This window comes from Paenibacillus sp. cl130 (genome assembly GCF_900116035.1).
GTDB lineage: Bacteria > Bacillota > Bacilli > Paenibacillales > Paenibacillaceae > Paenibacillus > Paenibacillus polymyxa_B.
This window is the reverse complement of the sequence record NZ_FOYG01000003.1, coordinates 154,554-180,050: the sequence shown is the minus strand read 5'-3', so window position 1 is coordinate 180,050 and position 25,497 is coordinate 154,554. Positions and strand designations below refer to the sequence as shown.

The window sequence follows — 25,497 nt, the reverse complement described above, 5'->3', positions numbered from 1 at the left end:
TAGTAACATCATTGCCCGCTAGCATGGACTCTGGAGACATGATTATCTACTTTTCACAAGAAGCTGAATCGCTTCTTTAACCAGCTTATCCGTGTCTCCTCCTGCCTCTTGCTCTTCCAATATACATCGTTGCAGATTCTCTGCTACAATTTGGGCAATCGCTTTATCTGATGCGTTACGTACGGCAGATAACTGGCTAACGACGTCTTTGCACGATTTACCTTCATCCATTAAACGAAGTACCCCACGTACCTGTCCCTCAATCCTCCTCAGGCGCGTTTTCAGTTCATCACTGTAATTGTAATCCATAAGTAATGCACTCCTTTTTTGACTTACCATATACACGTATAGGTATATTATAAACCAAAAAAATAAATAGGATACCCTAAATAAATAGATTCACCTTCCCCTGCGAAGCATCCCCCAAGTAGGCGGCTACTCCAGCATATTCCAAACCGTCGATTAGCTCTTCTTGCTGCAGTCCTAACAAATCCATGGTCATGGTACAGGCGACGAGCTTGATCCCCTGCTCTCGTGCCAACTCTATAAGCTGCGGCAAGGAAAGCGCATTGTGCTTTTTCATGACATGCTTGATCATCTGTGGACCGAGTCCGGCAAAATTCATTTTGGATAGTGCAAGCTTTTTGGGTCCACGAGGCATGATCCAGCCAAAGGCTTTTTCGAGCATTCCCTTATTGGTGCTCACGATTTCATCCTTGCGCAGCGTATTTAGCCCCCAAAAAGTAAAGAAAATAGTTACTTCATGATCATATGCTGCCGCTCCATTCGCAATAATGAATGCAGCAATCGCCTTATCCAGCTCCCCGCTGAATAATACAATCGTTGTTTTGGACTGAACATGTTCTTGATTATTTGTATAAATTCCTGCTGTTGTACTCATATGGATTCGCTTCCCTTAGTTTCTCCAGCCCATTCGGATATGCCTGAAAGCACAGATTTGACTTTTTTAGCGCCTTTGGAAACTAAGAACTGACAAGCCATTTCACTGCGTGCTCCAGCTTGGCAAATCACTGCGATCTCTTCTTCCAAGTTCAGCTCAGAAAGTCTGTTCTCCAGTTCGCCAAGAGGGATGTGCTTAGATCCAGGGATATGTTTAAGCGCAAATTCAGCGGGTTCACGAACATCAAGCAAAATGAAGTTCTCTTTTCCAGAACATTTTGCTTGTAGCTCTTCATGGCTTATCGTAGAAGAAAATATTTGCTCCTTCTTCACTTCAGCCGGATTTGCTTTTCGTAAATAATGTCGCATTACATCTCCTTCTTGGAGGGTGCCCAAATATTGATGTCCGGTGTTTTTAGCCCAGTTCTGAAAATCGGCTAATGAACCTTTGTCAGTCGCCTGAACCTCTATAATCTTTCCGGGAACGAGCTCATTCATAGCCTTTTTTGTTTTTACAATAGGCATAGGACAAGCTAGCCCTTTGCAATCAAGAATATGATCTGCTTGGATATTGTTAGTTGATGACATTCTATAACCTCCGCCTGTTTTTTGAGGGGACTTAGTTTAGTTAAATTTCTTTATACATATACCCCTATGGGTATTAGAATAACGAGACTCGCTTCTCTTGTCAACTTATTTGGCCGTTTTTTCTCAGAAGCAAATGAAATCATGTCTTGAACAAAATAAAATTAAAAGCAAAAAAAGCCGCGCAAAAACGCGACTCTAATACATAAACCAAAATTAATCGTCTTTTTTCATCAGTTCTGGTAGATCCAGCGACATCGAAATATTACACAGCATACCTCTGGCGAGAAAAAGCATCGTTCTTTCCATTGCTTGTTCAATACCTGCCCGTCGGAAAGCATCATAAACCGTCGTATGAATTTCACGGAATCCTTGCTGCATCACGCTTACAACCTCATCCTCGCGGATCGTCTGCGCCTGCATTTGCAAAAGTGTTTCATTGCGGTATTCCATCATAATTTGCGAATAGGCTGCAATTAGCTCTTGCTCGAGCTGTTCAGATGAGGCCGAATGAATAACTCTGTGAAAAGAGTCTATGATACGTGCAAATGAAACCTTCAAGGCTTCAACAAGCAACGCTTCCTTGGTAGCGAAAAAACGAAAGACATAGGGCTGAGAAATATTGGCCCGTTCCGCAACTTTGGCTGTTGTAGCTCGGTAGTAGCCCATCTCTGCAAACACTTCAATGGCAGCAGATATGATTTCCTTTTGGCGATTTATAGATGTTGACGTAGCTTTAGCCATGTTTTTTTCATCCTTTTATTTAGCACAGTTTTCTGATTAGTGATTAATCAATTACAAATGAGTATAAACGACATAACCTAAAAATGCAATGAGTTTGAACAAAGTCGCCTCCGCAATTCTGACGGAAACGACTCTGTTATATACATCCAATTATGGCGTCTTAGAGTTAAAATATAATCGGATATAATTGACCTTTTGCGTTTTGGTTTGATAGGAAAATACTAAATAATAACTAAGTCCTGATGTGTTATTGATCGTATAATAAGCTTCTGCTGTGTCAGGTATGTCTCTAGAGGTGTCAACGGTTTCCGTAGGTTGGCCCAATTCGTCAACAACTTGTTTGATAAGCAACTTCTTATAGTCTGGATCGGAAGATGTAATTTCTGTAACTTTATCGCTTCCATCCAGCACGATGTCTGTATGATACTTAGCGTAGCTTCTCATAGGACCTGTAGAACCTGACTCGGATTTCCCCCACAGCTCAAATAACAGATCGCTGCTAGTTCCCAAGCCAAGACCTTTAGGCAAATTCGGTAAGGTCCCCTGCTTGGCTGCGCTGAATATAGCGGCTGCGGAGCTGTGTTTACTGTGAGATGAAGCTGTACTACTGGCAGTTTCTTGATGGGTAGAGGTTGAGCCTTGCCCATTAGTATTGGGATCCGTGTTTTGATCTGTAGAACTAGCAGGTGATTTGACTGTTTCTGCTTTAGTAGGAGCAGTTGATTTTGCTTCCCCGCTATTGCTGCATCCTGTCATCACAGCAAAACCTATAGCCAAGAAAGCACTAGTGGTGATTAGCTTGCAAGCCAATTTTTTACGATCATGAGATTGATGTGTATGCTGCATTATAAGATCACTCTTTCCTTGTTCATGGGTACAAAGCAAGTGTAACCGAACCTCGTTTCCAGAATACCTCTACTTGTATCCAACTTGTAAACAAGGACATTGATGATTTTCTAACATACCCTATTTACGACCGTAAGCTCCCAGCTGTTGTTTAGAAAAGGAGTAAGGAGAGTCACTCTTCTTCAACCATATATTCCCTTTAATGATGAAGATGTATACAGCAAAAACAAAGTAGATCGTACCCGCAATCCAGTCTATTGCCGTTGGGATGTCTCGCTGTACTATTTCATGAATATACCAGATTCCGACTGGAACATGCAGGAGAAGTGCCGTAAACAAGCCAGGATTATATAAGGTTTTTGCTTTAATATTGACAACGATACCGTGCCAAACGACCTGAAAGAATCCCATAAAAATTGGTGCGAGTCCAAGCCAGACTACTTGCGGGAACCATACGGGGAGCAGATAAAACACGTAGGCAATTGCTACATTGATAATCATCGCTGATTGAGTGTTTAAGGGGTAATGATCCGGTGTATCACTTTTAAACATAACATTGTTAAATAAACCAGCAAAATATCCAGGCCAGCGGTACTCCTCAAATTGATGAAATAATATAGCTACAAAACTCAACCATAACATGCCTGTTATATCCGAAAGGATAGCTGGATTCATAAGTAAAACAATACATACAACCACACCGATTATAGCCCCTGCATCTTGCCAATATTTTCTTAAAAAATTCATATTAGTCACCCCTATGATTTATTTTTGATCAAAATATCTTTCGAACAGCAGATTTAATTGTTCCTCTATTGAAGGTATTTCCACAACTGCCCCTGATTCAAGAATCGGACTCATCAGTGCAGGCAGAAAAATAGCTCCAAATATTTGCAGCATCATCGCTAACAAGCGCTCCGGCTGTTGCTCACCTGTCAGCTCCTTGATCGTGCTCTGAACCTTTGGAAATCCCATGATGTTTAAAAACCTTCCGTATTCCTGTTGAGATGTAAAGGGCGTGCTGCCCATGGCAATAATTCGCGAAAGAAGCTCTGGATATTGACGAATGACCTGTAGATAGTTAAGTAAAAATTGTTTCAGTCTATCTTGGGGGGGCATCGCTGTATTGTCCAAAATAGAAAAGGTGTGCTGAAAGCCATTTAATATCACTTCAATAGCTTCACTGAGCAGATTTTCCTTGGAGCCAAAATAATAATTAACTAAAGAAATATTAGTAGCAGATAGGTCGGCAATTTTTCTGATTGTAACCGCTTCAAAACCTTCCTTTTGAATAAATTCCAGCGTAGCGTCTAAGATTTTTTCTTTGGTTTGTTGTTTTTTGTCTGGGTGATTCATGTTTTTCCTCCTCCTGTTTCGTCCCATCATAACGGATGAATGAAATGGGACGATTTTATGTAAATGACTTTTCAAACAATAATTAAAACGTTGTTTAAATTACTGTTTGAACTCAGTTTAGCACTTTATATTTCACAAAACAAGGAGCAATTTGAGATTTAGGGAATAGAAAAACCCGCATAACGAATGAGATCGTTTGCGGGTCGATTGAATGGAGATTGAAAAAAGGCCTAAATAGCCCAATTTCCTTTGCGGAACACGGCTTCTTTGCTTCCGTCTTGCAATTCGCCGTCAATATCCAGTTCAGCTGAGCCGATCATGAAGTCCACATGAGTCAGGCTGACATTGGCACCGTTCTGGAGCAGCTCCTCCCGGTTCATTTGTGTCCCATTTTCCATATTAAATGGATACGCACTGCCTAGAGCCAAGTGGCAGGAGGCATTTTCGTCGATACCTGTATTGTAAAAAATGCGATTGAGATTGGAAATCGGTGAATCGTGCGGCACCAGTGCAACTTCTCCCAAATAGCTGGCCCCTTCATCCGTAGTGAGCAAATGAGTCAGATGCTGCTCGCCGGATTCTGCTGTATATTCAGTGACTTTACCGTCCTTAAAGGTAAACGTTATGCGATCCACCAGTTGTCCATTTAAATTGAGTGGCATGGTACTTGTGACATGACCATTCACACCTGTACGCTTAGGCATCGTGAACACTTCTTCTGTCGGCATATTCGCGACAAAATAATCTCCGTGCTCGTTCTCACCACCACCGCTGCGCCAAATATGACCGTCAGCCAGTTCAATTCTCAAATCTGTTCCTGGTGCACGATAATGGAGGCTTTTATACTTTTTATGATTCAGCTTGTCTTGTACCTGTTCAAGGTTTTTCAAATGTTTCTGCCAATTCTGAATAGGATCAGAGCCATCTACACGGTTCATTTGGAAGATTGTATCCCACATGACACGTATACGATCCTCTTCTGCTATATCTGCAAATACTTTATCGGCCCAAGCCTTCGTCGGCGCTTTAATCAAACACCAGCTAATTTTATGATTTCGGGTATATTTGGAAAAACCTTCTCTCGCCGTAGCTGCCGCCTTAGTCGCACGAGATACCTTTTGTGGATCAATGCCTTGATATAAATCCGGGTTCGGCACTTTAATCGTTAGTGTGGCTCCACCCTCTTCGGCAAATTTCTCCATCATTTCTGCCTTCCAAGTAGGGTAGTAATCAAAGCTGGCTTCGTCACCATGTTCAAAACGACTACGTGTAATGGAATCATCCTCGAACTCTACCTGTACATATTTAGCGCCTGCTTCATAGGCTTTGCTGACAATCAGGCGTGTAAACTCAACAGTTTCCAGTGGTGCAGTTACCAAAAACGCCTGTCCGGGCTGAATGTTAACCCCTACTCTTACGACCAGTTCTGCGTATTGCTCCAACAATGATTCAAATGTACTCATTTTTCCACGCTCCTGTTCCGTTTTGATTATATTGAATGATTTCATCACTACAGTACGGATTGCTTCTCCAGTTCACGCAGCTCCACTCTTCGTATTTTGCCCGAGCTAGTTTTAGGAAGCTCTTGAATAAACTCTATTTTTCGTGGATATTTATAAGGCGCCGTCCATGTTTTCACATGATGTTGCAGTTCCTTCACTAACGCCGGTGATCCTTCTACTCCAGCTTTGAGTACGACAAAAGCCTTTACAACATGTCCACGGATTTCGTCAGGGCTGGCTACGGCAGCACATTCCTGCACGGAGTCATGCTTCATAAGCGCTTCCTCTACTTCAAAAGGACCAATGGTATAGCCAGAACTGATAATGATATCATCCCCACGTCCTTCGAACCAGAAATATCCATCCTCATCTTTGCGAGCCCGGTCTCCCGTAACAAAATAATCTCCGTGGACACTAGCTAATTTGCGTTCTGGATCATGGTAATACGTATGGAATAACGCCGGCAGATCGGCACGCACTGCAATATCCCCCACTTGCCCCGGAGCCAGCGGAATGCCATCCTCGTCTACGACCTCAACGAGTCCCGGTGCAATGGATTTGCCCATCGAGCCTGTACGCAGAGGTGCATCCTTTAAATTACCAATAATTAATGTGCTCTCTGTTTGACCGTAGCCGTCACGAATCGTAATGTTGAACTGCTCCTGAAACTTGTTAATGACCTCCTGATTGAGAGGCTCTCCCGCTGAAACTGCGCTGCGCAATTGGGATAGATCATATTGATCCAAACCATCCGTTTTCGCCATAATCCGATATTCTGTCGGCGTACAGCACAATACTTGGATTCCATACTGCTGCATAAACTGCAAATACCGACCTGGACGAAACGGACCATTATATACGAATCCGGTCGCTCCATTTCCCAGTACGGATAAAAACGGACTCCAAATCCACTTTTGCCATCCCGGCGCAGCAGTAGCCCATACTATATCTGAAGCTTGAATATCCAACCATGGTGATGTTATCCGCAGATGAGCATATCCCCAGCCATGGCTATGTACAACACCTTTAGGATTTCCCGTGGTGCCCGAAGTATAGGCCAGAATAGCCATGTCGTCACGGTGCGTCTTCACAGCTTCAAAAGTATCTTCCTGTCCATCCATCAGCTCATTCAGCAAGAGCCAGCCAGATACATCTGCCGTGTCGTCCCCGGAGACCACGATGCGATAATCCAGAGCAGGCAAATCATCATTTATTTTGTCCACTTCGCTTGTTACTCCGGTCCAGGCAATGACTGCGCGCGCTTCTGAATGGCGAAGACGATATGCAATATCCTTGGCACGTAGCATTTCTGAAGATGGAATGACAGCAAGCCCCAGCTTCAAGCAGGCCAGATAAATTACATACGCAATAATACGCCGTGGTACTACGACCAGAACTCTGTCACCTTTGTTAAATCCCAGATTTGCGAGTCCTCCAGCCAGTCGGTTAGCCTTTTTCAGCAGCTCTCCGTAGGTGATTTCTTCGTATTCTCCTGTCTCACTCAGCCACTTGAGTGCGGTTTTACCAGCATCATGGTGTTCCATTTCCGAAGTCATATTGTAATATTCAGGCGCAAGCCATTGTTGTTGATCTGTCAAATTATACCTTCCCCTTTATACATAAGATGAGATCCACTTTCTTACTGTAGTATAACACGTCTTAGTACCAGGTTCTAATACCAGAATCATTTTTTTGGAAAAAAATAAATTTGGTAAAGCGAACGACAAAAAGAAAGAGCCTAATTACAGGCTCTTTTTCTTCACTACTATCGTGATTTACAACTGGAGTTCTACCACTGTAGAAGCCGCTTCCTGACCGTTTACGAGCAGTGCAATCCGGTGCGCTCCCGCATAATGGCGACGAGTTGTCAGGTCTGCAAAACGGTGTGTCCGTGTACCTGTAAGATGGGTTCCTCCAGGGACCGTTTTGTCAGATAGCAAAAACAGTTTACGTGAGACTTGTCCTCTCGCCTTCACAAAGTCGATGCCGTACTCGATGCGGACTCGTACCGGGTCACCTTCACGAAGCTGAAGCGCGTAGCTCAACTCACAGCTATCACCAAGCTTTAGCATGGCAGGGTCTGTGGTGAAAGAGGCTCCCGTGACTAACGGCGCCCCGTCTGTTTCATCCGCATAGCCGAACATTGCCATCACTTCGGGGATGGATTTGCGAATCAGGGTCCGACAGCCATGACGCACAATCCAGTCGGTGTCAGGATGTGTTCCTTTCCACCGTTGAGCCGTAGCAATGACCACATCAGGATGATCCTTGGCAATATCGTTCAGGTTGTTGGCTACACTTTTACGTACATACAGTGAGGGATCGGCTTTCAACAGCTCCAGCACGGCCAATACCGGAGCGGGATCGCGCTTAAATATGGGCAACGCTTGCCCCCACGGCAGTCGTGGACGACAGCCTTCGCTGGCAAGACGGCGGACGTGCTCGCTCGGATGCCCTGCCCAGACCGTCATCTGGCGCATCATCCGTTCCGGTTCGCGCAGCAGGAAGGGTCTGACGGCAAACTCCGCAGATGACTTCTGTGTGAAACGCTCCAGCGCTTCCATGGAAAGCGTCCAATGCTCCTCCCCCTGCCCATACACCTCCACAAAATCCGGAAAGAATAAGTACGGGAAACCGCTGCAATGCTCGTCTATAGCAAAAAGAATATCCAGAGCTTCTTCATATTTACTGGGCAAAAATGCCCCTAATGTTAACGAAATACGCCGTATTCGTTCTTTTAGCTCCAGCTCATCCCATTTTTTATCCATCACTTGATGGATGAATCCGATGGTATCGAACGGCCTGTACGCAGACTGTACTTTTTCACCGAATTGTTGAAGAAAATTCTCCGTGTACATATTTTTTAAGGGCTCGGCCATTATATATCTCCTTTTGTATGAGGTTGAGAGAATTGTAGCAAGGCATACTAAAAATGCCAAGTCCTATGATTAGGACCTGACATTTTTACATTAATACAAGAAATCGATTTACTTATAATTCGTGTTGGGCAAACCAATTGGTAATACGTTGCAATCGTTCCACGCGAAGCTGCGGGTGCCCTTTTCGTGAAAGCTCGTGACTTGAAGCTGGGAAACGGACAAATTGCGTAGGTTTCCCCAAGCGACGTAATGCTGTAAACAGCTGCTCTCCCTGCTCTATAGGACATCGCAGATCCTGCTCCCCGTGCAATATGAGCAGCGGTGTATTGATTTGCTGCACATAAGCCAGCGGAGATTGCTTCCATAAGAGCTCGCAATCGTCCCACGGATTCCCGCCGACTTCATCTTCAGTAAACGAGTACCCTATGTCACTCACTCCATACATGGACAGCCAGTTAGATATGGAGCGCTGGGTCACAGCTGCGCGGAAACGATCGGTATGGCCGACAATCCAGTTTGTCATAAAGCCACCATAGCTGCCTCCTGTTACACCCAGCCTTTCCGGATGAATGAATGGGAACTGACGTATAGCCTCGTCCACTGCACTCAACAGATCGGTGTAATCGTGTCCGCCGTAATCTCCAAGGACGACATTGGTGAAAGACTGTCCATACCCTCGGCTTCCTCCCGGATTCGTGTAGATGACTGTATACCCCTGAGCGGCCAGCAACTGAAATTCATGAAAAAAAGAATTGGAATACATGGCATGAGGACCACCGTGAATCTCCAAAATAGCAGGATAGGATACCCCCTCCTTAAACCCAGCAGGCTTCATCACCCATCCCTGCACCCGTCGTCCATCCTCAACCTCAGTCCAGAAGCTCTCAGGCACACTGATCTCAATCTCATCAAGCAGAGAATCATTCACTCGTGTCAGCCGTTCCTCAGTTCCTGAATGAATCGCAATCTGGAATAAATCACCTGGTAAAGCTACATCGGTGGAGGCGGCAATGATATGCTGCTCATCCGAAGTAAGCTCGAATTGGTAAATTTCCCGCTCTCCTTGGGTTAAAATTTTAAAAGTCCTATCAAGCGCAAACTGATATACGTGCACATTTCCTTCATGGGTAACCAGCGTATACAGAGATTGACCGTCCGCACTGAAGCGTGGTGGTCCTACATGAAGATGTGAACGCATGTCGCTCATACCCGCATTACCGAGGTGAGCGTCAAGCGTCTCACTAACGCATACTGCCGTCCCCCCACTGGAAGGAACCGTGTACAGTCGGGTCTGAGTAGCGTCTTTGGCATGTCGATCATGACCGTAAAAGGCAATCGTTGAACCGTCGGGAGAATAAGCGGCACTCTCGATGTGCAGTTTAGAATGGGTCAGCTTAAGCGGTGCTGCTGCATCACCATTTGAAATCGCAGGGGCTATCGTAAACAAATCATTTTGCTTACGTAAATCCGTATCCTCTTTCGAATGCTCTGCTATTCTGGCGACGAATAAAATACGTTGACCATCCGGTGACCACACAGGCTCCGCCACATCATAAGCGCCGGAAGTCAGTTGAACTGTGTGCCCCGAAGTCACATCAGTTACATACAAGTGATCACGAGTATCATCCCACAGTCCATATCCGTCGGATTTAGCTTTCGTTCGATTAACGACTCGTCCCTTAAGTTGTGCCTCCTGAGTTCCTCCATCGGATGTAGGGCTTGACGGGTTCTCGGCCGTTTTAGCTACAAACGATATGCAGGTCCCATCAGGAGACCAGGCTAATGAACGAACATTGTTCTCTACGTGTGTAAGCTGTCGTGCCTCCCCTCCGCGTTCTGGAATAATCCACACCTGGCGCTTGCCGTCTGTTGTACGGAGAAAAGCTAGTTGTGATCCATCTGGTGACCAGACAGGCGTTTCATCTTTCGGTCCGTATGTAAAGGGTAATGCGCTAGCGCCTTCGGACGATAATAGCCAAATTCCTGAGTTATAATCTGTCCGCTCTTTATTAATATGCTGCTCTACGTAAGCGATTTCACCGCTGAGGGGATGAATAGCTGGATCGCTAACCCAGTGAAGTCGATATAAATCCTCGGCTGTTATACAGCGCTTAGTCGTGCTAGATTGCGAGTTGCTCAAAAAAATTCCTCCTTATATATCATTAGGTTCTACATCTCACATTTTAATTAACCCGATTAATTTTATATGATTTTAGTAAATATACAATTACGTTACTCTTTTTATTTATCTCTGTCAATTTGTCTAAAAATAAAAAGACCCTCTCTCAGTCGCTATCGACCCGAAAACACCGCTACTTCGGTTGCTTTCATGAGAGAGGGTAACGTTATTCATCAATCACAATTGGAAAATAGGAGAAATGGAGGAAGCCCCTTTAGGTAAAGCAGCCAGTGATCTATTTTCTTTGTGTAGGTTCGGCATCTGCTGCCAAATAGTGCTGGGAATCTCGCGCCGCAGCACAGGAATGATATCCTCGGCAAACCGATGCAGCTGTTCAAGCTGCTCCTGCTCTCCCAGCCCATCCACGCTTATGCTGAGTACCTGATGGCCGAACGCAGTATAATAGTTCCGTATTTTTTCAAGAACGCTGTCCGCAGAACCAATCAGAACTGGACCGTTGCGGATATTGTCCTCCAAATTTGTAAACGGGGATTGATTATGTTGAGCCGCCGTCGTCGAGTGGTAAGCATCATAATACGGGCGATAGCGTCTGATCGCTTCCTCGTCTGTATCCGCCAGATACAAGCTCCCGGCTCCGGCACCAATTACGGCTTGAGCAGGATCATGACCGTAATAAGCGAGCCGTTCACGGTAATGATCAATTAAGGCTTTATACTTGGCCTGAGGATGGAAAGAATTTGAGGAAAATAACGGCTCTCCATATTGTGCAGCCAGCTCCGTCGATAATGTACTGGAGGCACTTCCATGCCATATCGGAATTTGCTGTTGATACGGGCGTGGCTGTGTCGTGACCTGATACAGCGGGGGCCGATAGTTGCCCCCCCACGTAACCTCTTCCTCGCTCCATAGCCGTTTGAGCAGACGATAGCGTTCTGCTAACGATTCCCACTGCTCTTCCTCCGTAATTCCAAACAACGGATAATGGCGTGGATCATTGCCTTTTCCGATAATCAGTTCTAATCTTCCGCCCGATAAATGATCCAATGTCGCATAATCCTCAGCTACGCGTACCGGGTCAAGAATACTAAGCACCGTTACCATCGTCAGCAGACGAATCCGTTCAGTTCTCGCTGCTATAGCGGTCAGAACGAGTGGAGGTGAAGACGACAAAAAAGGCGTACCATGCCGTTCCCCCACACCATACGCATCAAAACCAAGCTCCTCTGCGAGCACAGCCTGCTTAATTACATTTTGGAATTTTTGCTGCGAACTCCAGGCTTCTCCGGTAATCGCATTAGGCAGATTAGCCATTAGGCTGAACAATACAAACTTCATTCGCTCCTGCCCCCCTTCTGCGAACGAATCGGCTTCGTCCGTTCCCTATGGTCGCGTCTAATTTCGGTTAGCTGTCTCAGCTTCATTTTTTTCACGAATGTAGGTGGAGAATAATTCAGGATTCACCACTTTACGCAGTAAATGCATCGTCCCGTCCCCTGTTCCATGGTCAAAAGCATGGATACGTTCATACCCCCAACGCTCGTACATGGATAGCAAATAGGGATGCTTTTCCGCAGTCGCCAGTGTCACAGCAGGAGCACCGACCTTGTCACGAATAATCGTTTGCTCTACCCAATTCAGCAGTTTTTTCCCATATCCTTTGCCCTGGGCAGCCGGGTCTACAGCAAACCACATCACAAACGGTAGATCGGTTATAAAATTAAGGGCTCTATTTTTGAGATGGCTAACGGTAGCCTGAATGACACCGTCTACTTCCAGCACATAGCAATCATTATTTTTAATGTTTTCTTGAATGAGAGCAACATCTGCCTGAGCGGCAGGCCATCGAAGCTCCAACTGCCGAATTGTTTCATACGCCTCATACGTCACATACTGCAATCTTTCTGCATCCTCTTGGAGTGCCAGACGATAGATTTCACTCATACTAACCCGCCTCCCTATAGTGTTATTATAATGCTCGTGAATCACCAAAATAATTAATCCTATCTACTTAATGAGATATAAAAGTTAACATAACTGTAGCATGCTCACCATCCAGCGACAAATTAATTTTTTCTATAACTCCATTTAAAATAACAATAGCCCCTCGAAAGATGGGAATTCGTTAATTAAAGTCAACGCAAAAAAGCCCGAAAATCGGGCTCCTCTACTTTCTAGACGAATAAAATGCTGGTCTTATCTCCGGCATTCAAAACAAACCATGTATGCTGTATTACTCCGCAGGGGCAGTAAAGCTGCGTTTGGCAAACTCGCTGTCCAGCATATAAAAGGCGTTGCTGTCTCTTTCAATGCGCTTAAGCTTCTGGATAACACTGTCGAACAGAGCTTCCTCTTCGACTTGCTCATCAATAAACCATTTCAGGAAATGGATCGTTGCATGCTCGCGTCCATCGAGGGCCAAGTCAGCCAGATGATAAAATTTTTGCGTGTTTTGCTGCTCATGCTTGTAGCCATGCTCAAATACGTCCAGCATGGAATCGTAGCTGTTTTTTGGCTCCGGCAATGCAGCCAATGTGGCGCGTCCTCTACGGTCATTAATGTATTTATACAGTTTCATGGCATGAAACCGTTCCTCCTCAGCTTGTACCAGGAAGAAGTTTGCAAACCCATCCAGACTTTCACTGGAGCAATAAGCAGCCATCGCCAGATATACGTGAGCGGAGTAAAATTCAAAGTTCATTTGCTCATTCAGAGCCTGTGCCAAATTGTCATTCATGTCTCAGGTCACCTCGGTCATGTATGTAATAATGTAACGATCATAGTGTACCACGAATCCGATCACAAAAAAACGGACGGAAGTGAATTAAATGATCTCACATTCCGCCCGTAATCTCTACAATTAGTTTACAATCAAGGCTCCAGACCCCAGACACGTTTGTCATTTATATACAATGGTGCTTTGCCCCAATCCGTATAAGATGTCTTGGTTGGATCATAGGAAAAATCATCACTTTCGTTATAGTTGCTCCAGTCCGTCTTGTTCATGCGAATCTGAATGTCCCCTGTGTTTTCCCCTGCTGCCAGACTTCCCGCACCAGCTCCAAAGGAGATTTCCAGATAATAATCTGCGCCTGTAACGGCCTTATCCAGTTTCACAAAACGTCCCTGAACGTTACTACTGCCCAACTGTGCATAGTCACAATGGAATTCCTGTGACTTGTCGCCATCTACGGTGTAGTAGTATCGCAGCTTGACATTTTTCAGATCAACTGCCTCTTTACCCTTGTTTACAACACGGAACAGTGGCCGAATCTGGTTATCTCCCGGGTTGGTGTCGCCCACGCGGTATTGGGCAATCACATCTCCCGTTGCTGGAATGGGTGCTGCCGTAGGCTTGGCACTGACCTCGGCAGAATCCGGGCTGGTTCCTAAAGAATTTGTTGCACTTGCCACATAATAATAAGTGGTTTCATTCACCACTCCTGTATCCTTGTAAGTGCTGTCTGTTACTGTTGCTACTGTAGTATATGGGCCACCACTGGTTGTGGAGCGCTTGACCGTATAGCTATCGGCACCCGTCGCTTTGCTCCAGGTCAGTGTAACCTGAGCATCCCCTGCGTTTGCCTTCACATTTGCCGGAGCTTTGGGAGCTGTAGGCTCGGTTGGTCCACTACCGTTAATGAGACGGTCATACTCGGCATAAGCCGTTGCCATATCAACTTGGGACCAGAAACGGTGATACGTAAATTCTGGAGCGCCTTTATCCCATTTTTTGGTCTGCTTGTTCCATGAAGTCGTGTATTTATCTTTAAGATAGGACCATTGCGGATCTTTGGTGATATTAGGGCGGATATCGCTGTAGCTGGAATACGTACCATTACCACCTTTAGACGGATCAGACGGTGTAGCGTCGGTGCCAGGGATCGTGTTGCCTTGCCCAGTCTTACCACTCCAGCCGCTCGGGATATACACTTCTTTGGTAAAATAACGATAATAATCTTCGCGCGCTTCCTTCGTTGTAATGCCTATACCATCGTTATAACCCCATGCAGCATCAAGCAAAGCTTTAGACAGATCCTTAGCTTCCTTGCCTAACTCGGAATAGTCTCCTTTTTCAGCTTTCGTTCCAGCAGCAAAGAAAGTAAGTGCTTTAACATAGCTGCCCAGCACTCCGGCATCCTGCCCCGGATTCTTTGTTACCACATGGAGATTGGTATTCCCTTTATGATTGGCAAATCCGCTCCAGGTTTCAGGCTTTCCGCTCCATTCCAGATTGCTCGGTAGCCAGAACTCACCTTTAGCCGCTGTAGTAGCCACTTTCGGATTCTTGCCACCCAGAATACGCTTACCTTGAGCGTCCAAATAGTATCCCTGTGCATCAGTCACAGGCCGTTCGTTGGCAAATACATAGCTCTTGGACCACGCTATCCAGTTTTCCGTCACTTGTTTAGCCATTTTAAACTGCTCGGACGAAGTATCCCCTTTCTTGGCTAAAATGTAGTACAGCTCGGCAACTCGCTCGACAGGCCAAGCCTGCATCCCGAACCAGTTGTTCGACGGTGGATCGTTATATACAGGAGCCCCTGTATAAGCCATGCCATAAAAGGTACTTGTGCCAGATGGATAAGCCTTGTAGGCACCATCCCAGCTATTCGTCGCTCCACCTGCAATGGCCCCCTCATCGGATTGCAGCCAAGTATAAAACTCCAGTTGGCGCTTCAGCGAGGTCGCCCAGTCCTGTCCCGCCGTTGGTGAATTCGGTATTAATCCACCATCTTGATCGGACAACGCATACGCTGCGACGACATTTTGGTAGCCCTGATGTGCATGGCTGGCACCAATACGCCAAGCCCAGTTGCCGCTTTGGCCAAGTCCGCCGCCCCAGGCTGTATACCATGCCATCAGATAAAGACTGGCATCCTTGCCCGTACCAGCAATTGGACTTCCATTGGAAGCGCTTCCGGTTTTCTGGAAGTATTTATCGTACATGCCGTACCGCAAAAAGTCTCCCATCTTTTTGGCTTTATCCAAATATACGGAGTTGTCATATCCCAATTCCTTAGCCCAGTACATCGCTTGAACTGCCCGTGCATCTGCATCGGTGGCATTCGTGTAACGCCATTGCTGTGCCGGGGCATTATTTTCCTTGGTAAACAAGCTCATAAAGCCTTCATTAGGCTTGCCAAACTTTTGATTGTCTTGCGATGGGTGTGGTACAGCCTCCCAGACCGATTCCTGTTCCCCGCGCTGGAAGGTGTTTACATAGGCTGCTGTATGCGACGGATTCAGAAGATTTCCGAAGCCGTACCAATTATCCACGTCCAACAACCAGTGCATCAGATAAGTCTGGTTGTTGCCATAGGTTGCCTTCAGCTCAGAGTCCAGTGGATCCTTGCCACCACCATACTGTCCACTCAGACGGCTTGGGTATTGATCCGGCTGTGAGTATTCTGCGGCATAGGTGGCGGGGCTGTTCGGGTTGTAGTTACTCATTGTCGGCTGCTCTTCCTTACCGTCGCCTTCATTAACAGGAATGATATATTTCTCCATGTTGTCCCATGCGGATTCCAAATGCCCCCAATCCCCGGTATAATGACCATACAGCACTTCCAGCCACATCCAGTAGCTGTACGCTTCCGAAGTCGTTAAGTGTCCGTAATCTGGAGCCTCGCTCATAAGCGTTTCAACGGAATGATAAGGGATGCCTTCTTTTGAAAAGTATCCGCTAGCCGGATCCTTCAGCTGTTTATACAATTGTAAAAAGCGTGTCGATTCCGGTGTTGCGGCTGATGCACGGTCGGGTCCTGCCTGAAATAAGCCCAAGGTTAACGGAAGTACCAAAATGGCTGACATGACCATAGAGACAGATTTCCTGAACACTGATTTTCTGCTGATCACTTTTGCATTCATCCTCTCCATTATCAATTTTGGCTTTACACAAGATTTTATTCCGAAAAACGACAGCACAAAAAGACAGCATCATCACCTCACTTTCCCATAAAAAAGGTGGAGGACACGCTGTCTATTGCTCCAAATGCTTCGCATTGGCCCTGGAAAAAATATACCACACTAGGCGCCAAATGAGAGTCGAAAAATTCTATAAGTTTAGAGATTCACAAGGAAAATTGACGAAATCGATTGGAATCGGTACTATTTCACAGGGAGGCGTTAAAACATGAAAATTTTGCTATTGCTTGGTTGTATCGTGATGTTTTTAGCCGTAGCTCTGGGAGCGTTCGGCGCACACGCATTGAAAAAGAGACTTTCCGTAGACATGATGAGCATATTCCAGACAGGAATTCAATATCAAATCGCTCACGGACTGGGTTTGCTGCTGCTTGGAGTTCTTGCTGACAGCCTTGTCCATTCTTCTCTCATCGTTACCGCAGGCTGGGTTATGCTGGTGGGTATTCTCCTGTTCTCCGGCAGTCTGTATGCCCTTAGTATATCTGGTGTGAAAAAGCTTGGGGCAATCACCCCCATTGGCGGGTTGGCTTTTTTGGCAAGCTGGGTCATTGTGATCGTGGCGGTTGTGCAAGGTTAAACAAGGATAAAGGAACAGAGACTTGGAAAAGGAGGCGCTTCCAAGTCTCTCGAATTATTGACGTAGCATTCCTGAGTATATGAAAGAATACATTATTTCGTCTGCACTTGTTGCGCCTTCTGAGCGGCTATCCGATGACCTTCGATATAACGTCTGGATTCTGCCATCTCATGCTCCTGAGCAGCTTCCATAATAATATGAACCCCCGGCTTGTACTGCTCCAGCAGTTCCATGTAGAGGGCATAGTTCATGTCACCAAAACCTGGCGGCACCGTCTCAATTTTACCTGACGATGACAACCGCCGGTCTTTGGCATGCGCTGCGATAATCCGAGGGCCCAGCAGTTGGAAAGCTTCGCGGATGATCTCATCCTGCTGCGCCAGATTTTCCGTTTTCAGCAGATTACCCGGATCAATCACAACACCGATGTGTGAAGAAGGTACTTCCTCCAGAAAGGCAGCCAACTCTACGGCAGTTCCGACCAAGTGATCGTTTGCAGCTTCCAATCCTACGAATACGCCCCACTTCTCCGCTTCATCTGCTAATTCACGCACTACTTCCCTTACAACTCTCCAGTCACGTTCCGTATAGGCGGTACCATCCTCATTACGTCCGACTTCGGCTGCAACCATTGGTGCTCCTAACAGACCCGCATATCGGATCAGCTCTTTGAAGCGCTCTACATTTTCACGCAGCAATTCCTCATCCTGTATAAAAAAATGTAAATAGCACCCGAGCACCGATATGGATACACCATGCTTACGAAATTCTTCTGCGATAGACAGTGCCAATCCCGGATTGAACTTACCCGGTTTATTAAAATCCACATCACTGATCGCTCTCCACGGAGCCAGCTGAACATGAGTAAAGCCCGCTGCGCCTACCTTTGCAGCCAATTCACGATAAGGCAACTTGCCAAACAAATGTGCCAATACACCTACTGTCACTAAAAATCACCTCTTATTTTTATTGTTGTATGCTACTTTTTACCGTACTCTGCTCCAAGGTCTCATTGATGATGTGCGTAATCCGTTCCACTTCATCATGAATAAAAAAGTGTCCTCCCTCAAAGGTAAACATACGAAATTGCTGATCCGTATGGTGTGCCCATGCCTCCGCATCTTGTAAGGTCACCGTGTTATCGGTCATTCCCGTCAAAGCGGTGATAGGACAATGTAAAGGTGCGGCTTTAGCCATGTACCTATACAACTCGACAGCTTTGAAATCCGCTCTTAACACCGGCATAAAATAGTCGTATAATTCCCGATTGTCAAAAATCGCTTCCGAAAGCTGACCGTACCGCTGCAAATGCGTCCTGAACTGATCTGCGGGCAGATCGTGTAACCACGGGGAATTTCTTGGGACATGCGGTGCCCGTCCACCCGAAACGAACAGATGAGCAGGCTTGCCATATCCACCGTCCACCAGCTTGTAGTACAGCTCGAATGAGATCATCGTCCCCATACTGTGGCCGTATATGGCATAAGGATCGCCGGGGGCTATCTCTTCGCTGATCTTGTGCAACAGATCCTCGCTCATCTCCTCAATGCTTTCCTTTAGCGGTTCCCCAGAACGAATACCTCTGCCCGCTAATTCCAGTGGAACAAGCTTAATCTGCGGAAGCAGCAACTTTTTCCATTTGAAGCTGACCGACGCCGATCCGCCTGCATACGGGATGAAAAATAATGTGATAGGTGCCATTCTTGCAACCTCCTGCCTTGCTAAGTTCTAACTTTTTCATTTTAGCATAAAAAGGTATATTTACCCATTTCAAATATTTTGCAAATTCCAGAAGATAGGTTGAGAAAATCAAGCACATTTTATATAAGGCAGGAAATGTCTTTCTAAAGAAAGAACGGCTTTATGTTTGAATATAATCATGTGTTGGGTCTTTTATTTTTTCAAATCGAAAGGAGTTCTGCGCCATGAAGTACGGTTTTTTCGATGATGTCAATCAAGAATATATCATCCACACCCCTCAAACCCCTTATCCCTGGATTAATTATTTAGGTAATGAACGATTTTTTGGACTAATCTCCAATACAAGTGGCGGCTATGCATTTTACCGGGATGCTCGCTTACGTCGCTTAACACGTTACCGGTACAACAATATTCCTGTCGATAACGGTGGTCGATATTTTTATATTTATGATGATGGGGATTATTGGACTCCAGGTTGGATGCCAGTCAAACGGGAGCTGGAGCAGTATGAATGCCGCCATGGACTTGGCTATACCTCAATTATGGGAGAACGCAGCGGTATTCGGGCCACCCAGCTGGCTTTTGTGCCCCTTTCCTTTGACGGCGAGGTCCATCAGGTTAAGCTTCAGAACACATCGTTACAAACCAAAAAGATCAAACTCTTTTCATTCGTGGAATTTTGTCTGTGGAACGCCTATGACGATATGACCAATTATCAGCGCAACTTGAACACCGGCGAGGTTGAAATACAAGACTCTGTCATTTATCACAAAACGGAATACCGTGAACGTCGCAATCACTATGCTTTTTTCTCTGCTAATCGTCCGCTAGCGGGTTATGATACAGACCGTGAAGCTTTTCTGGGGCTCTACAACGGATTAGATCAGCCTCAATCGGTCGCCGCTGGGCAAGCCTCGAACTCTATTGCCAGCGGATGGTCCCCTGTCGGATCACATTGCATTGAGGTAACGCTGGAGCCAGGCGAAGAAACAAGCTGTAACTTTATACTCGGTTATGTGGAAAATCCCGAGGAAGAAAAATGGGAGTCGCCCGGTGTTATTAATAAAAAACAAGCACATGCCATGATTAAGCAGTTTGCGGATGAAGCTGATGTAGAACGAGCGTTGAGTGAGCTGCGGACCTATTGGAATAATCTGCTGTCCAAGTATACCCTTCAAAGCCACGACGACAAGCTGAACCGAATGGTAAACATATGGAACCCTTATCAGTGTATGGTTACGTTCAATATGTCGCGTTCCGCCTCGTATTTTGAATCTGGTATCGGGCGTGGAATGGGCTTCCGGGATTCGAATCAGGACTTGCTCGGCTTCGTCCACCAAATACCGGAGCGGGCAAGAGAACGGATTATCGACATCGCCTCTACTCAATTTGAAAACGGCGGAGCTTATCATCAGTACCAACCGTTAACCAAAAAAGGAAATCACGAGGTTGGCGGTGGCTTTAACGACGATCCGTTGTGGCTTATTGTCGGTACCGCAGCGTACATCAAAGAAACGGGAGACTTTGGCATACTGGATGAACAAGTGCCCTTTGACGGAAATGTAGAGCGTACGGCTACGCTGTTTGAACATTTGAAGCGTTCTTTTTACCACGTTGTGGGTAATCTGGGCCCGCATGGTCTTCCACTCATTGGCCGGGCTGACTGGAACGACTGTCTGAATCTCAACTGTTTTTCTGCTACACCAGATGAGTCCTATCAGACAACTCAGAATCTGGAGGGTCGAATAGCCGAATCCGTGTTCATCGCCGGACTATTTGTATATACGGGACCGGATTTTATTGAGCTTTGCAAGCGCAGAGGACTGGATGAAGAAGCAGCAACCGCTCAGGCATATGTGGATCGTATGCGAACAGCCACATTGGAGCATGGTTTTGACGGAGAATGGTTCTTACGTGCTTATGACCATTATGGAGACAAAATAGGAAGCAAGGATTGTGAGGAAGGCCAAATTTTCATTGAACCTCAAGGTTTCTGTGTCATGGCAGGAATTGGCGTTGAAGAAGGTCTAGCTCAAAAAGCTCTCGATTCTACACGTGATCGGTTAGAAACTCCCTACGGCATTGTGCTGCAAAATCCACCGTATTCTCGCTACTACATCAATCTGGGCGAAATCTCATCTTACCCTCCCGGGTATAAGGAAAATGCCGGTATTTTCTGTCACAATAACCCTTGGATTATGATGGCGGAAGCCGTAATAGGACGTGGGGATCGCGCTTTCGAGCTATATAGCAAAATTGCCCCCGCCTATCTAGAGGACATTAGCGACATTCACCGCACCGAGCCGTATGTGTACGCTCAAATGATTGCGGGCAAGGATGCTGTTCATGCAGGCGAAGCCAAAAATTCCTGGCTGACGGGTACAGCGGCATGGAACTTTATAGCTATTACTCAATCCATTCTCGGTATTCAGCCCGAATGGGATGGTCTGCGTATTGATCCGTGCATTCCTACAGCCTGGGACGAATTCACAGTCACCCGTGTCTTCCGCGGTGATACCTACGTGATTCATATCACGAATCCACAGCATGTCTCCAAGGGTGTAGTCACAGTTACCTTAGATGGCACCGTCCTTACGAATAATATTCTGCCGGTTGCAGGGGACGGGGCTATCCACCAAGTAAAAGTGTTGCTAGGCTAACAAGTTCATGGCCTTCAAAAAAATTAGCTTCAACTTCATCACATAGTATCTTATAATACGAGAATGGCTAAAGATACATTAAGTGTGGTGACATCATGAACAAGACAAAACGGCTTACTCAAACCATGGATTACAAAACAAAGCAAGCCCGCTGGGTACGCAAAATGTTATTACTGTATTGGATGATTATAGCTGTACATTTTATCGTCCAGCTGGGCAGCTACTTATTTCTTGATTACCACGCTTCGCCTTATGAATTTTACGTCGGAACCCTTATTGTTCCCACGCTAATCATGAGTGGTTCCAACTTACTGGCAGAGTTGGCTCATTTTAAATTTAACAGGTATTCTTTTGTGATCCTGTTTATGGCAAGTACCGTCATTTGCTGGATGATTATTCGCCTAAACTATGATATCCGGATTATTACAGCGTTGTGCTTGTTGCCTATTTTCTCTTCTATCCTGTTCTTCAATCGCCGCTTAATATGGCTTTCCTTTGTATTACAAGTAGTCGTCTTTTTTCTGTTGCTGGCAGTGGATGCATCATTTCGTACCTATTTGTCAGACTTTGATATCGTGGCGATTCCAACCTTTTTGATTATGTCCACCTTTATTGCTCTCATTATTCAGGCCAGCGGCCGCGATTTGTTAGTGGATTTGTATAAAACAAAGCGCGCGCAACAGGAATTAATGATCAGTAACGCGATTATCAGCAAAATGTCAATGACTGATGGTTTGACAAAGCTGTACAATCATTTGTCCTTTCAAAACTTTTATGAAAAAGCACTCGAATATGCCGAACAAGGCGCGATCATCCATCTGGCGTTAGTGGATATTGATAATTTCAAGAAGATCAATGATACTTACGGACACCAGTTCGGAGATAAAATTTTGGAAGGCATCTCGCAAATCATTACAGAACAGATTACCGCAAATGACATTCCGGCTCGCTATGGCGGTGAGGAATTTGCTATTTTGATGTTCGAGCATACTTTCGAAGAAGCTTATCAGATCGTCGAAAACATCCGTCGTGAAGTGGAGAAAATGACCTTTCAGGAGAAATTGCAACTCGTTTCTGTAACCGTAAGCATTGGACTGAAAAGCTATACAGAGGAAATGAACAAAGATAAAGATGTATTTTTTCAGCAAGCAGATGACTATCTGTATCAAGCTAAGCGCTCCGGGAAAAACAAAATTGTTGCTCTTAATCATATCGCTTAATGTAAAAACACTTCATTTGATGAGACTCCGGCATGAGCTTGCCGGAGTCTTTTGAATATAGAACTTAAAATGTAATAGAGTTGACAATTCCATAAGTTGAAACTAAAATAGTTACATATGTATTGGTTATTTACTAACAATAAATAAGTTCGAAGGAGATGGTTTTTTAAATGTCAACCCTCGTTATTGTCGTTCACCCTGATCTTGCGGAATCTCGCATTAACAAAAGATGGGTGCAAGAACTCAAGAAACAATCCGGCGTGACCGTTCACAACCTGTATGAAGTATATCCTGATGAGCAAATCAATGTCGCCCAGGAGCAGGAACTGCTAGAGCAGCATGACCGTATCGTTCTGCAATTCCCTTTTTACTGGTACAGCACTCCTTCCCTACTGAAAAAATGGCTGGATAAGGTTCTAACCTACGGCTGGGCTTATGGAAGCGAAGGTGGCAAGCTACAGGGCAAAGAGTTGTTGATCGCCTTGTCTGCTGCCAGCGTTGAGGAAAATTACCAACATGACGGACGGAACAGGTATACGATCGAAGAGCTGTTGAGACCTCTGGAAGCTACAGGCCATATGATTGGTGTCAAATTGCTCCCTTATTTCGTACAATATGGTGCTGCAGTTTTGACCGATGAGCAACTAGAGCAATCCGCACAAAAATACGCGCAAACGGTTATTTCTTAATTTTTTACTAGAAAGCCCCTTGGACGGCGCCTGCCATACCTGCTTTACAGCAGACGGCAGCTCCAGCCAAGGGGCTTTACTGATCGATTTACATCGTAACCAACGTACTGGTTACCTGTGCCATACTTTCTTTAATAATGTCGCAGCCCTTACGCAAGTTTTCCAAGCTTATCGTTAACGCTGGCATGATTTTAATTACCGTATCGTTACGCCCAGCACGTTCAATAATGAGTCCCCTACTAAAGCAGAGAGTCGCTACCTCCTTGGCGAACGCTTCTCCCAGATGGGATACATCAATTCCCCAGATTAGTCCCATGCCGCGAATTTCAATTAGAGGATCTATCGATTGGATATGTTCACGCAAGAACTGCTGAACAAAAGCCTCTTTTTCCTTCACTTGTGCTTCCAGCTCTACCGTATCTCTGAACTCCAGCGCAGCCTTTGCCCCGACAAAAGCAAGCTGATTTCCACGGAAGGTGCCGTTATGCTCACCTGGACTCCATATATCCAATTCTGGCTTGAGTAGCAACAGAGACATTGGCAAACCGTATCCACTGATCGATTTGGACAAAACAACCATATCAGGAACAATTCCCGCCCGCTCGAATGAGAAGAACGAACCAACTCGACCGCAACCGACTTGAATATCGTCAACAATGAGCAAAATATCATGGTCATCGCACAGCTGTCGCAAATCACGCAGCCATTCGGTATCTGCAATATGAATACCGCCTTCAGCCTGTACCGTTTCCAAAATGATCGCGGCAGGCTTTTCCACACCCGAGTGGGTGTCTGTTAAAAGCTGCTCCATATACAAAATGGTATCCATTCCGTTAAATGTGCTGTTATAAGGTATGAAGGTAACATTGTTCAGGGGAACCCCTGCGCTCTCTCGCATGGAGTTGTTGCTGGTAATAGATAAACTACCCAGCGACATTCCGTGGAACGCGCCCATAAAAGCGAAAATACCATTTCTGTTTTTCACCTTGCGTGCAAGTTTCAGTGCTGCTTCCACCGCATTGGTTCCGGTCGGTCCGCAAAATTGCAGCTTATAATTCAAGCCCTTGGGCTGGAGAATACGCTCTGAAAAAGACTCAATAAACTCTTGCTTAGCTGTCGTGTACATATCCAGACCATGCATAATCCGATCGGAACTTAAATAATCCAATATCCGGTTTTTCATAAAATCATTATTATGCCCATAGTTCAAAGCCCCTGCCCCAGCAAAAAAGTCAATATAACCCTTGCCTGCCTCCGTGTACAGTACATCGTTTTTAGCTTTGTTGAAAACAACTGGAAAACTTCTGCAATAGGATCTTACATTGGACTCCAGCGCTTCGAATGTGTTCATGATCTCTCGTCCTCCCGCTGACCTGATTTTAAAAAATACAAGCATGGAAAGCAAAAAAAATGTAAATATGTAATCTAAATGAGTAGACAGTCTGAATTCACACTGGGATATCCACACCAAAGAATCATAAGTATGATCACAAGAACAATTAAAGTACGAAAATTAAATACAGAGATAGCACATGAGAGTATGTTAGTAGAAGATTAAATAGTGGGTTTTTCTAAGAGGCCTATCAGAGGATGTCAACTCCTATGTAATAAAATACCATAATTTTCATTTAAGTCAATGCATGTTTCTGATGTGTTTTGTTAAATTTTTGTAATTTATCATCAATGGCTTGTAGTATATTGTTAAAAGAAAACGAAAAATGTCGTATTATAGTAATAAATCTCAAAAATAGTACATTTCCATATCAAATAGAT

The 25,497-nt window shown here is 45.3% G+C and carries 22 protein-coding genes; 4 read left to right on the top strand and 18 right to left on the bottom strand.

Going from position 1 to position 25,497, the window contains the following annotated elements:
• Positions 1-42 precede the first annotated feature (42 nt).
• The 15 genes from BM358_RS10205 to BM358_RS10135 form a co-directional block, all read right to left on the bottom strand.
• Positions 43-309: a metal-sensitive transcriptional regulator gene (locus BM358_RS10205; protein WP_013310304.1), complete on the bottom strand. Its 267-nt coding sequence runs from the start codon at positions 307-309 to the stop codon at positions 43-45.
• Between the two features lie 76 nt (positions 310-385).
• Positions 386-901 (bottom strand): DsrE/DsrF/DrsH-like family protein, encoded by a 516-nt coding sequence (locus BM358_RS10200; RefSeq protein WP_049828400.1) that lies wholly within the window; start codon positions 899-901, stop codon positions 386-388.
• A complete protein-coding gene (locus BM358_RS10195; RefSeq protein WP_028541322.1) occupies positions 898-1,488 on the bottom strand; it encodes a sulfurtransferase TusA family protein in 591 nt (196 codons plus the stop codon). The genes BM358_RS10200 and BM358_RS10195 overlap by 4 nt, the downstream gene beginning before the upstream one ends.
• Before the next feature lie 213 nt (positions 1,489-1,701).
• Positions 1,702-2,229 (bottom strand): TetR/AcrR family transcriptional regulator, encoded by a 528-nt coding sequence (locus BM358_RS10190; RefSeq protein ID WP_028541323.1) that lies wholly within the window; start codon positions 2,227-2,229, stop codon positions 1,702-1,704.
• A gap of 150 nt (positions 2,230-2,379) precedes the next feature.
• On the bottom strand, positions 2,380-3,075 hold the full coding sequence (locus BM358_RS10185; protein ID WP_028541324.1) for a DUF4309 domain-containing protein: 696 nt from the start codon (positions 3,073-3,075) through the stop codon (positions 2,380-2,382).
• A 120-nt stretch (positions 3,076-3,195) separates the two neighbouring features.
• Entirely contained in the window at positions 3,196-3,822 is a 627-nt protein-coding gene (locus BM358_RS10180; protein ID WP_023988548.1) for an HXXEE domain-containing protein, read from the bottom strand.
• Between the two features lie 18 nt (positions 3,823-3,840).
• Positions 3,841-4,431 (bottom strand): TetR/AcrR family transcriptional regulator, encoded by a 591-nt coding sequence (locus tag BM358_RS10175; protein ID WP_023988547.1) that lies wholly within the window; start codon positions 4,429-4,431, stop codon positions 3,841-3,843.
• Positions 4,432-4,661: 230 nt separating this feature from the next.
• On the bottom strand, positions 4,662-5,894 hold the full coding sequence (locus BM358_RS10170) for an aminopeptidase (protein ID WP_028541325.1): 1,233 nt from the start codon (positions 5,892-5,894) through the stop codon (positions 4,662-4,664).
• Between the two features lie 47 nt (positions 5,895-5,941).
• Positions 5,942-7,531 (bottom strand): acetate--CoA ligase, encoded by a 1,590-nt coding sequence (locus BM358_RS10165; protein WP_028541326.1) that lies wholly within the window; start codon positions 7,529-7,531, stop codon positions 5,942-5,944.
• Between the two features lie 177 nt (positions 7,532-7,708).
• Entirely contained in the window at positions 7,709-8,812 is a 1,104-nt protein-coding gene (locus tag BM358_RS26430; RefSeq protein WP_028541327.1) for a DNA alkylation repair protein, read from the bottom strand.
• Between the two features lie 112 nt (positions 8,813-8,924).
• Entirely contained in the window at positions 8,925-10,952 is a 2,028-nt protein-coding gene (locus BM358_RS10155) for a S9 family peptidase (protein ID WP_028541328.1), read from the bottom strand.
• Positions 10,953-11,168: 216 nt separating this feature from the next.
• The gene (locus BM358_RS10150) at positions 11,169-12,287 is read right to left on the bottom strand and encodes an LLM class flavin-dependent oxidoreductase (RefSeq protein ID WP_028541329.1); all 1,119 of its coding nucleotides are present in this window, start codon (positions 12,285-12,287) and stop codon (positions 11,169-11,171) included.
• A 57-nt stretch (positions 12,288-12,344) separates the two neighbouring features.
• A complete protein-coding gene (locus tag BM358_RS10145; RefSeq protein WP_023988541.1) occupies positions 12,345-12,893 on the bottom strand; it encodes a GNAT family N-acetyltransferase in 549 nt (182 codons plus the stop codon).
• A gap of 289 nt (positions 12,894-13,182) precedes the next feature.
• Entirely contained in the window at positions 13,183-13,686 is a 504-nt protein-coding gene (locus BM358_RS10140) for a ferritin (protein ID WP_013310291.1), read from the bottom strand.
• A 134-nt stretch (positions 13,687-13,820) separates the two neighbouring features.
• Positions 13,821-16,769: a glycoside hydrolase family 48 protein gene (locus BM358_RS10135; RefSeq protein WP_177235821.1), complete on the bottom strand. Its 2,949-nt coding sequence runs from the start codon at positions 16,767-16,769 to the stop codon at positions 13,821-13,823.
• Positions 16,770-17,085: 316 nt separating this feature from the next.
• Here BM358_RS10135 and BM358_RS10130 point away from each other — a divergent pair, with 316 nt between their 5' ends.
• Positions 17,086-17,454, top strand: coding sequence for a DUF423 domain-containing protein (locus BM358_RS10130; protein ID WP_013310289.1), 369 nt, complete (start codon positions 17,086-17,088; stop codon positions 17,452-17,454).
• Between the two features lie 92 nt (positions 17,455-17,546).
• Here the strand turns inward: BM358_RS10130 and BM358_RS10125 are convergent, their stop codons facing one another.
• Complete coding sequence (locus BM358_RS10125; RefSeq protein WP_023988540.1) at positions 17,547-18,401, bottom strand: sugar phosphate isomerase/epimerase family protein; 855 nt, start codon at positions 18,399-18,401, stop codon at positions 17,547-17,549.
• Positions 18,402-18,420: 19 nt separating this feature from the next.
• Positions 18,421-19,155 carry a thioesterase II family protein gene (locus tag BM358_RS10120; protein WP_028541331.1) on the bottom strand — a complete coding sequence of 245 codons (735 nt, stop codon included), beginning with the start codon at positions 19,153-19,155 and terminating at the stop codon, positions 18,421-18,423.
• Positions 19,156-19,379: 224 nt separating this feature from the next.
• Between BM358_RS10120 and BM358_RS10110 the strand changes: the two genes are divergently transcribed.
• The 3 genes from BM358_RS10110 (at position 19,380) to BM358_RS10100 (ending at position 23,724) form a co-directional block, all read left to right on the top strand.
• Complete coding sequence (locus BM358_RS10110; RefSeq protein WP_028541332.1) at positions 19,380-21,815, top strand: glycoside hydrolase family 94 protein; 2,436 nt, start codon at positions 19,380-19,382, stop codon at positions 21,813-21,815.
• A gap of 95 nt (positions 21,816-21,910) precedes the next feature.
• Positions 21,911-23,035: a GGDEF domain-containing protein gene (locus tag BM358_RS10105; RefSeq protein WP_028541333.1), complete on the top strand. Its 1,125-nt coding sequence runs from the start codon at positions 21,911-21,913 to the stop codon at positions 23,033-23,035.
• Positions 23,036-23,205: 170 nt separating this feature from the next.
• A complete protein-coding gene (locus BM358_RS10100; RefSeq protein WP_028541334.1) occupies positions 23,206-23,724 on the top strand; it encodes an NAD(P)H-dependent oxidoreductase in 519 nt (172 codons plus the stop codon).
• A gap of 88 nt (positions 23,725-23,812) precedes the next feature.
• Here BM358_RS10100 and ectB read toward each other — a convergent pair whose 3' ends face one another.
• The gene (gene ectB, locus BM358_RS10095; protein WP_023988535.1) at positions 23,813-25,075 is read right to left on the bottom strand and encodes a diaminobutyrate--2-oxoglutarate transaminase; all 1,263 of its coding nucleotides are present in this window, start codon (positions 25,073-25,075) and stop codon (positions 23,813-23,815) included.
• Between the last annotated feature and the right edge of the window lie 422 nt (positions 25,076-25,497).

What these genes read in the sequence shown, in the direction of transcription:
- BM358_RS10205 (WP_013310304.1), bottom strand. Translation starts at nt 309, where the DNA reads ATGGATTACAATTACAGTGATGAACTGAAAACGCGCCTGAGGAGGATT.
- BM358_RS10200 (WP_049828400.1), bottom strand. Translation starts at nt 901, where the DNA reads ATGAGTACAACAGCAGGAATTTATACAAATAATCAAGAACATGTTCAG.
- BM358_RS10195 (WP_028541322.1), bottom strand. Translation starts at nt 1,488, where the DNA reads ATGTCATCAACTAACAATATCCAAGCAGATCATATTCTTGATTGCAAA.
- BM358_RS10190 (WP_028541323.1), bottom strand. Translation starts at nt 2,229, where the DNA reads ATGGCTAAAGCTACGTCAACATCTATAAATCGCCAAAAGGAAATCATA.
- BM358_RS10185 (WP_028541324.1), bottom strand. Translation starts at nt 3,075, where the DNA reads ATGCAGCATACACATCAATCTCATGATCGTAAAAAATTGGCTTGCAAG.
- BM358_RS10180 (WP_023988548.1), bottom strand. Translation starts at nt 3,822, where the DNA reads ATGAATTTTTTAAGAAAATATTGGCAAGATGCAGGGGCTATAATCGGT.
- BM358_RS10175 (WP_023988547.1), bottom strand. Translation starts at nt 4,431, where the DNA reads ATGAATCACCCAGACAAAAAACAACAAACCAAAGAAAAAATCTTAGAC.
- BM358_RS10170 (WP_028541325.1), bottom strand. Translation starts at nt 5,894, where the DNA reads ATGAGTACATTTGAATCATTGTTGGAGCAATACGCAGAACTGGTCGTA.
- BM358_RS26430 (WP_028541327.1), bottom strand. Translation starts at nt 8,812, where the DNA reads ATGGCCGAGCCCTTAAAAAATATGTACACGGAGAATTTTCTTCAACAA.
- BM358_RS10150 (WP_028541329.1), bottom strand. Translation starts at nt 12,287, where the DNA reads ATGAAGTTTGTATTGTTCAGCCTAATGGCTAATCTGCCTAATGCGATT.
- BM358_RS10145 (WP_023988541.1), bottom strand. Translation starts at nt 12,893, where the DNA reads ATGAGTGAAATCTATCGTCTGGCACTCCAAGAGGATGCAGAAAGATTG.
- BM358_RS10140 (WP_013310291.1), bottom strand. Translation starts at nt 13,686, where the DNA reads ATGAATGACAATTTGGCACAGGCTCTGAATGAGCAAATGAACTTTGAA.
- BM358_RS10135 (WP_177235821.1), bottom strand. Translation starts at nt 16,769, where the DNA reads ATGGTCATGTCAGCCATTTTGGTACTTCCGTTAACCTTGGGCTTATTT.
- BM358_RS10130 (WP_013310289.1), top strand. Translation starts at nt 17,086, where the DNA reads ATGAAAATTTTGCTATTGCTTGGTTGTATCGTGATGTTTTTAGCCGTA.
- BM358_RS10120 (WP_028541331.1), bottom strand. Translation starts at nt 19,155, where the DNA reads ATGGCACCTATCACATTATTTTTCATCCCGTATGCAGGCGGATCGGCG.
- BM358_RS10110 (WP_028541332.1), top strand. Translation starts at nt 19,380, where the DNA reads ATGAAGTACGGTTTTTTCGATGATGTCAATCAAGAATATATCATCCAC.
- BM358_RS10105 (WP_028541333.1), top strand. Translation starts at nt 21,911, where the DNA reads ATGAACAAGACAAAACGGCTTACTCAAACCATGGATTACAAAACAAAG.
- BM358_RS10100 (WP_028541334.1), top strand. Translation starts at nt 23,206, where the DNA reads ATGTCAACCCTCGTTATTGTCGTTCACCCTGATCTTGCGGAATCTCGC.
- ectB (WP_023988535.1), bottom strand. Translation starts at nt 25,075, where the DNA reads ATGAACACATTCGAAGCGCTGGAGTCCAATGTAAGATCCTATTGCAGA.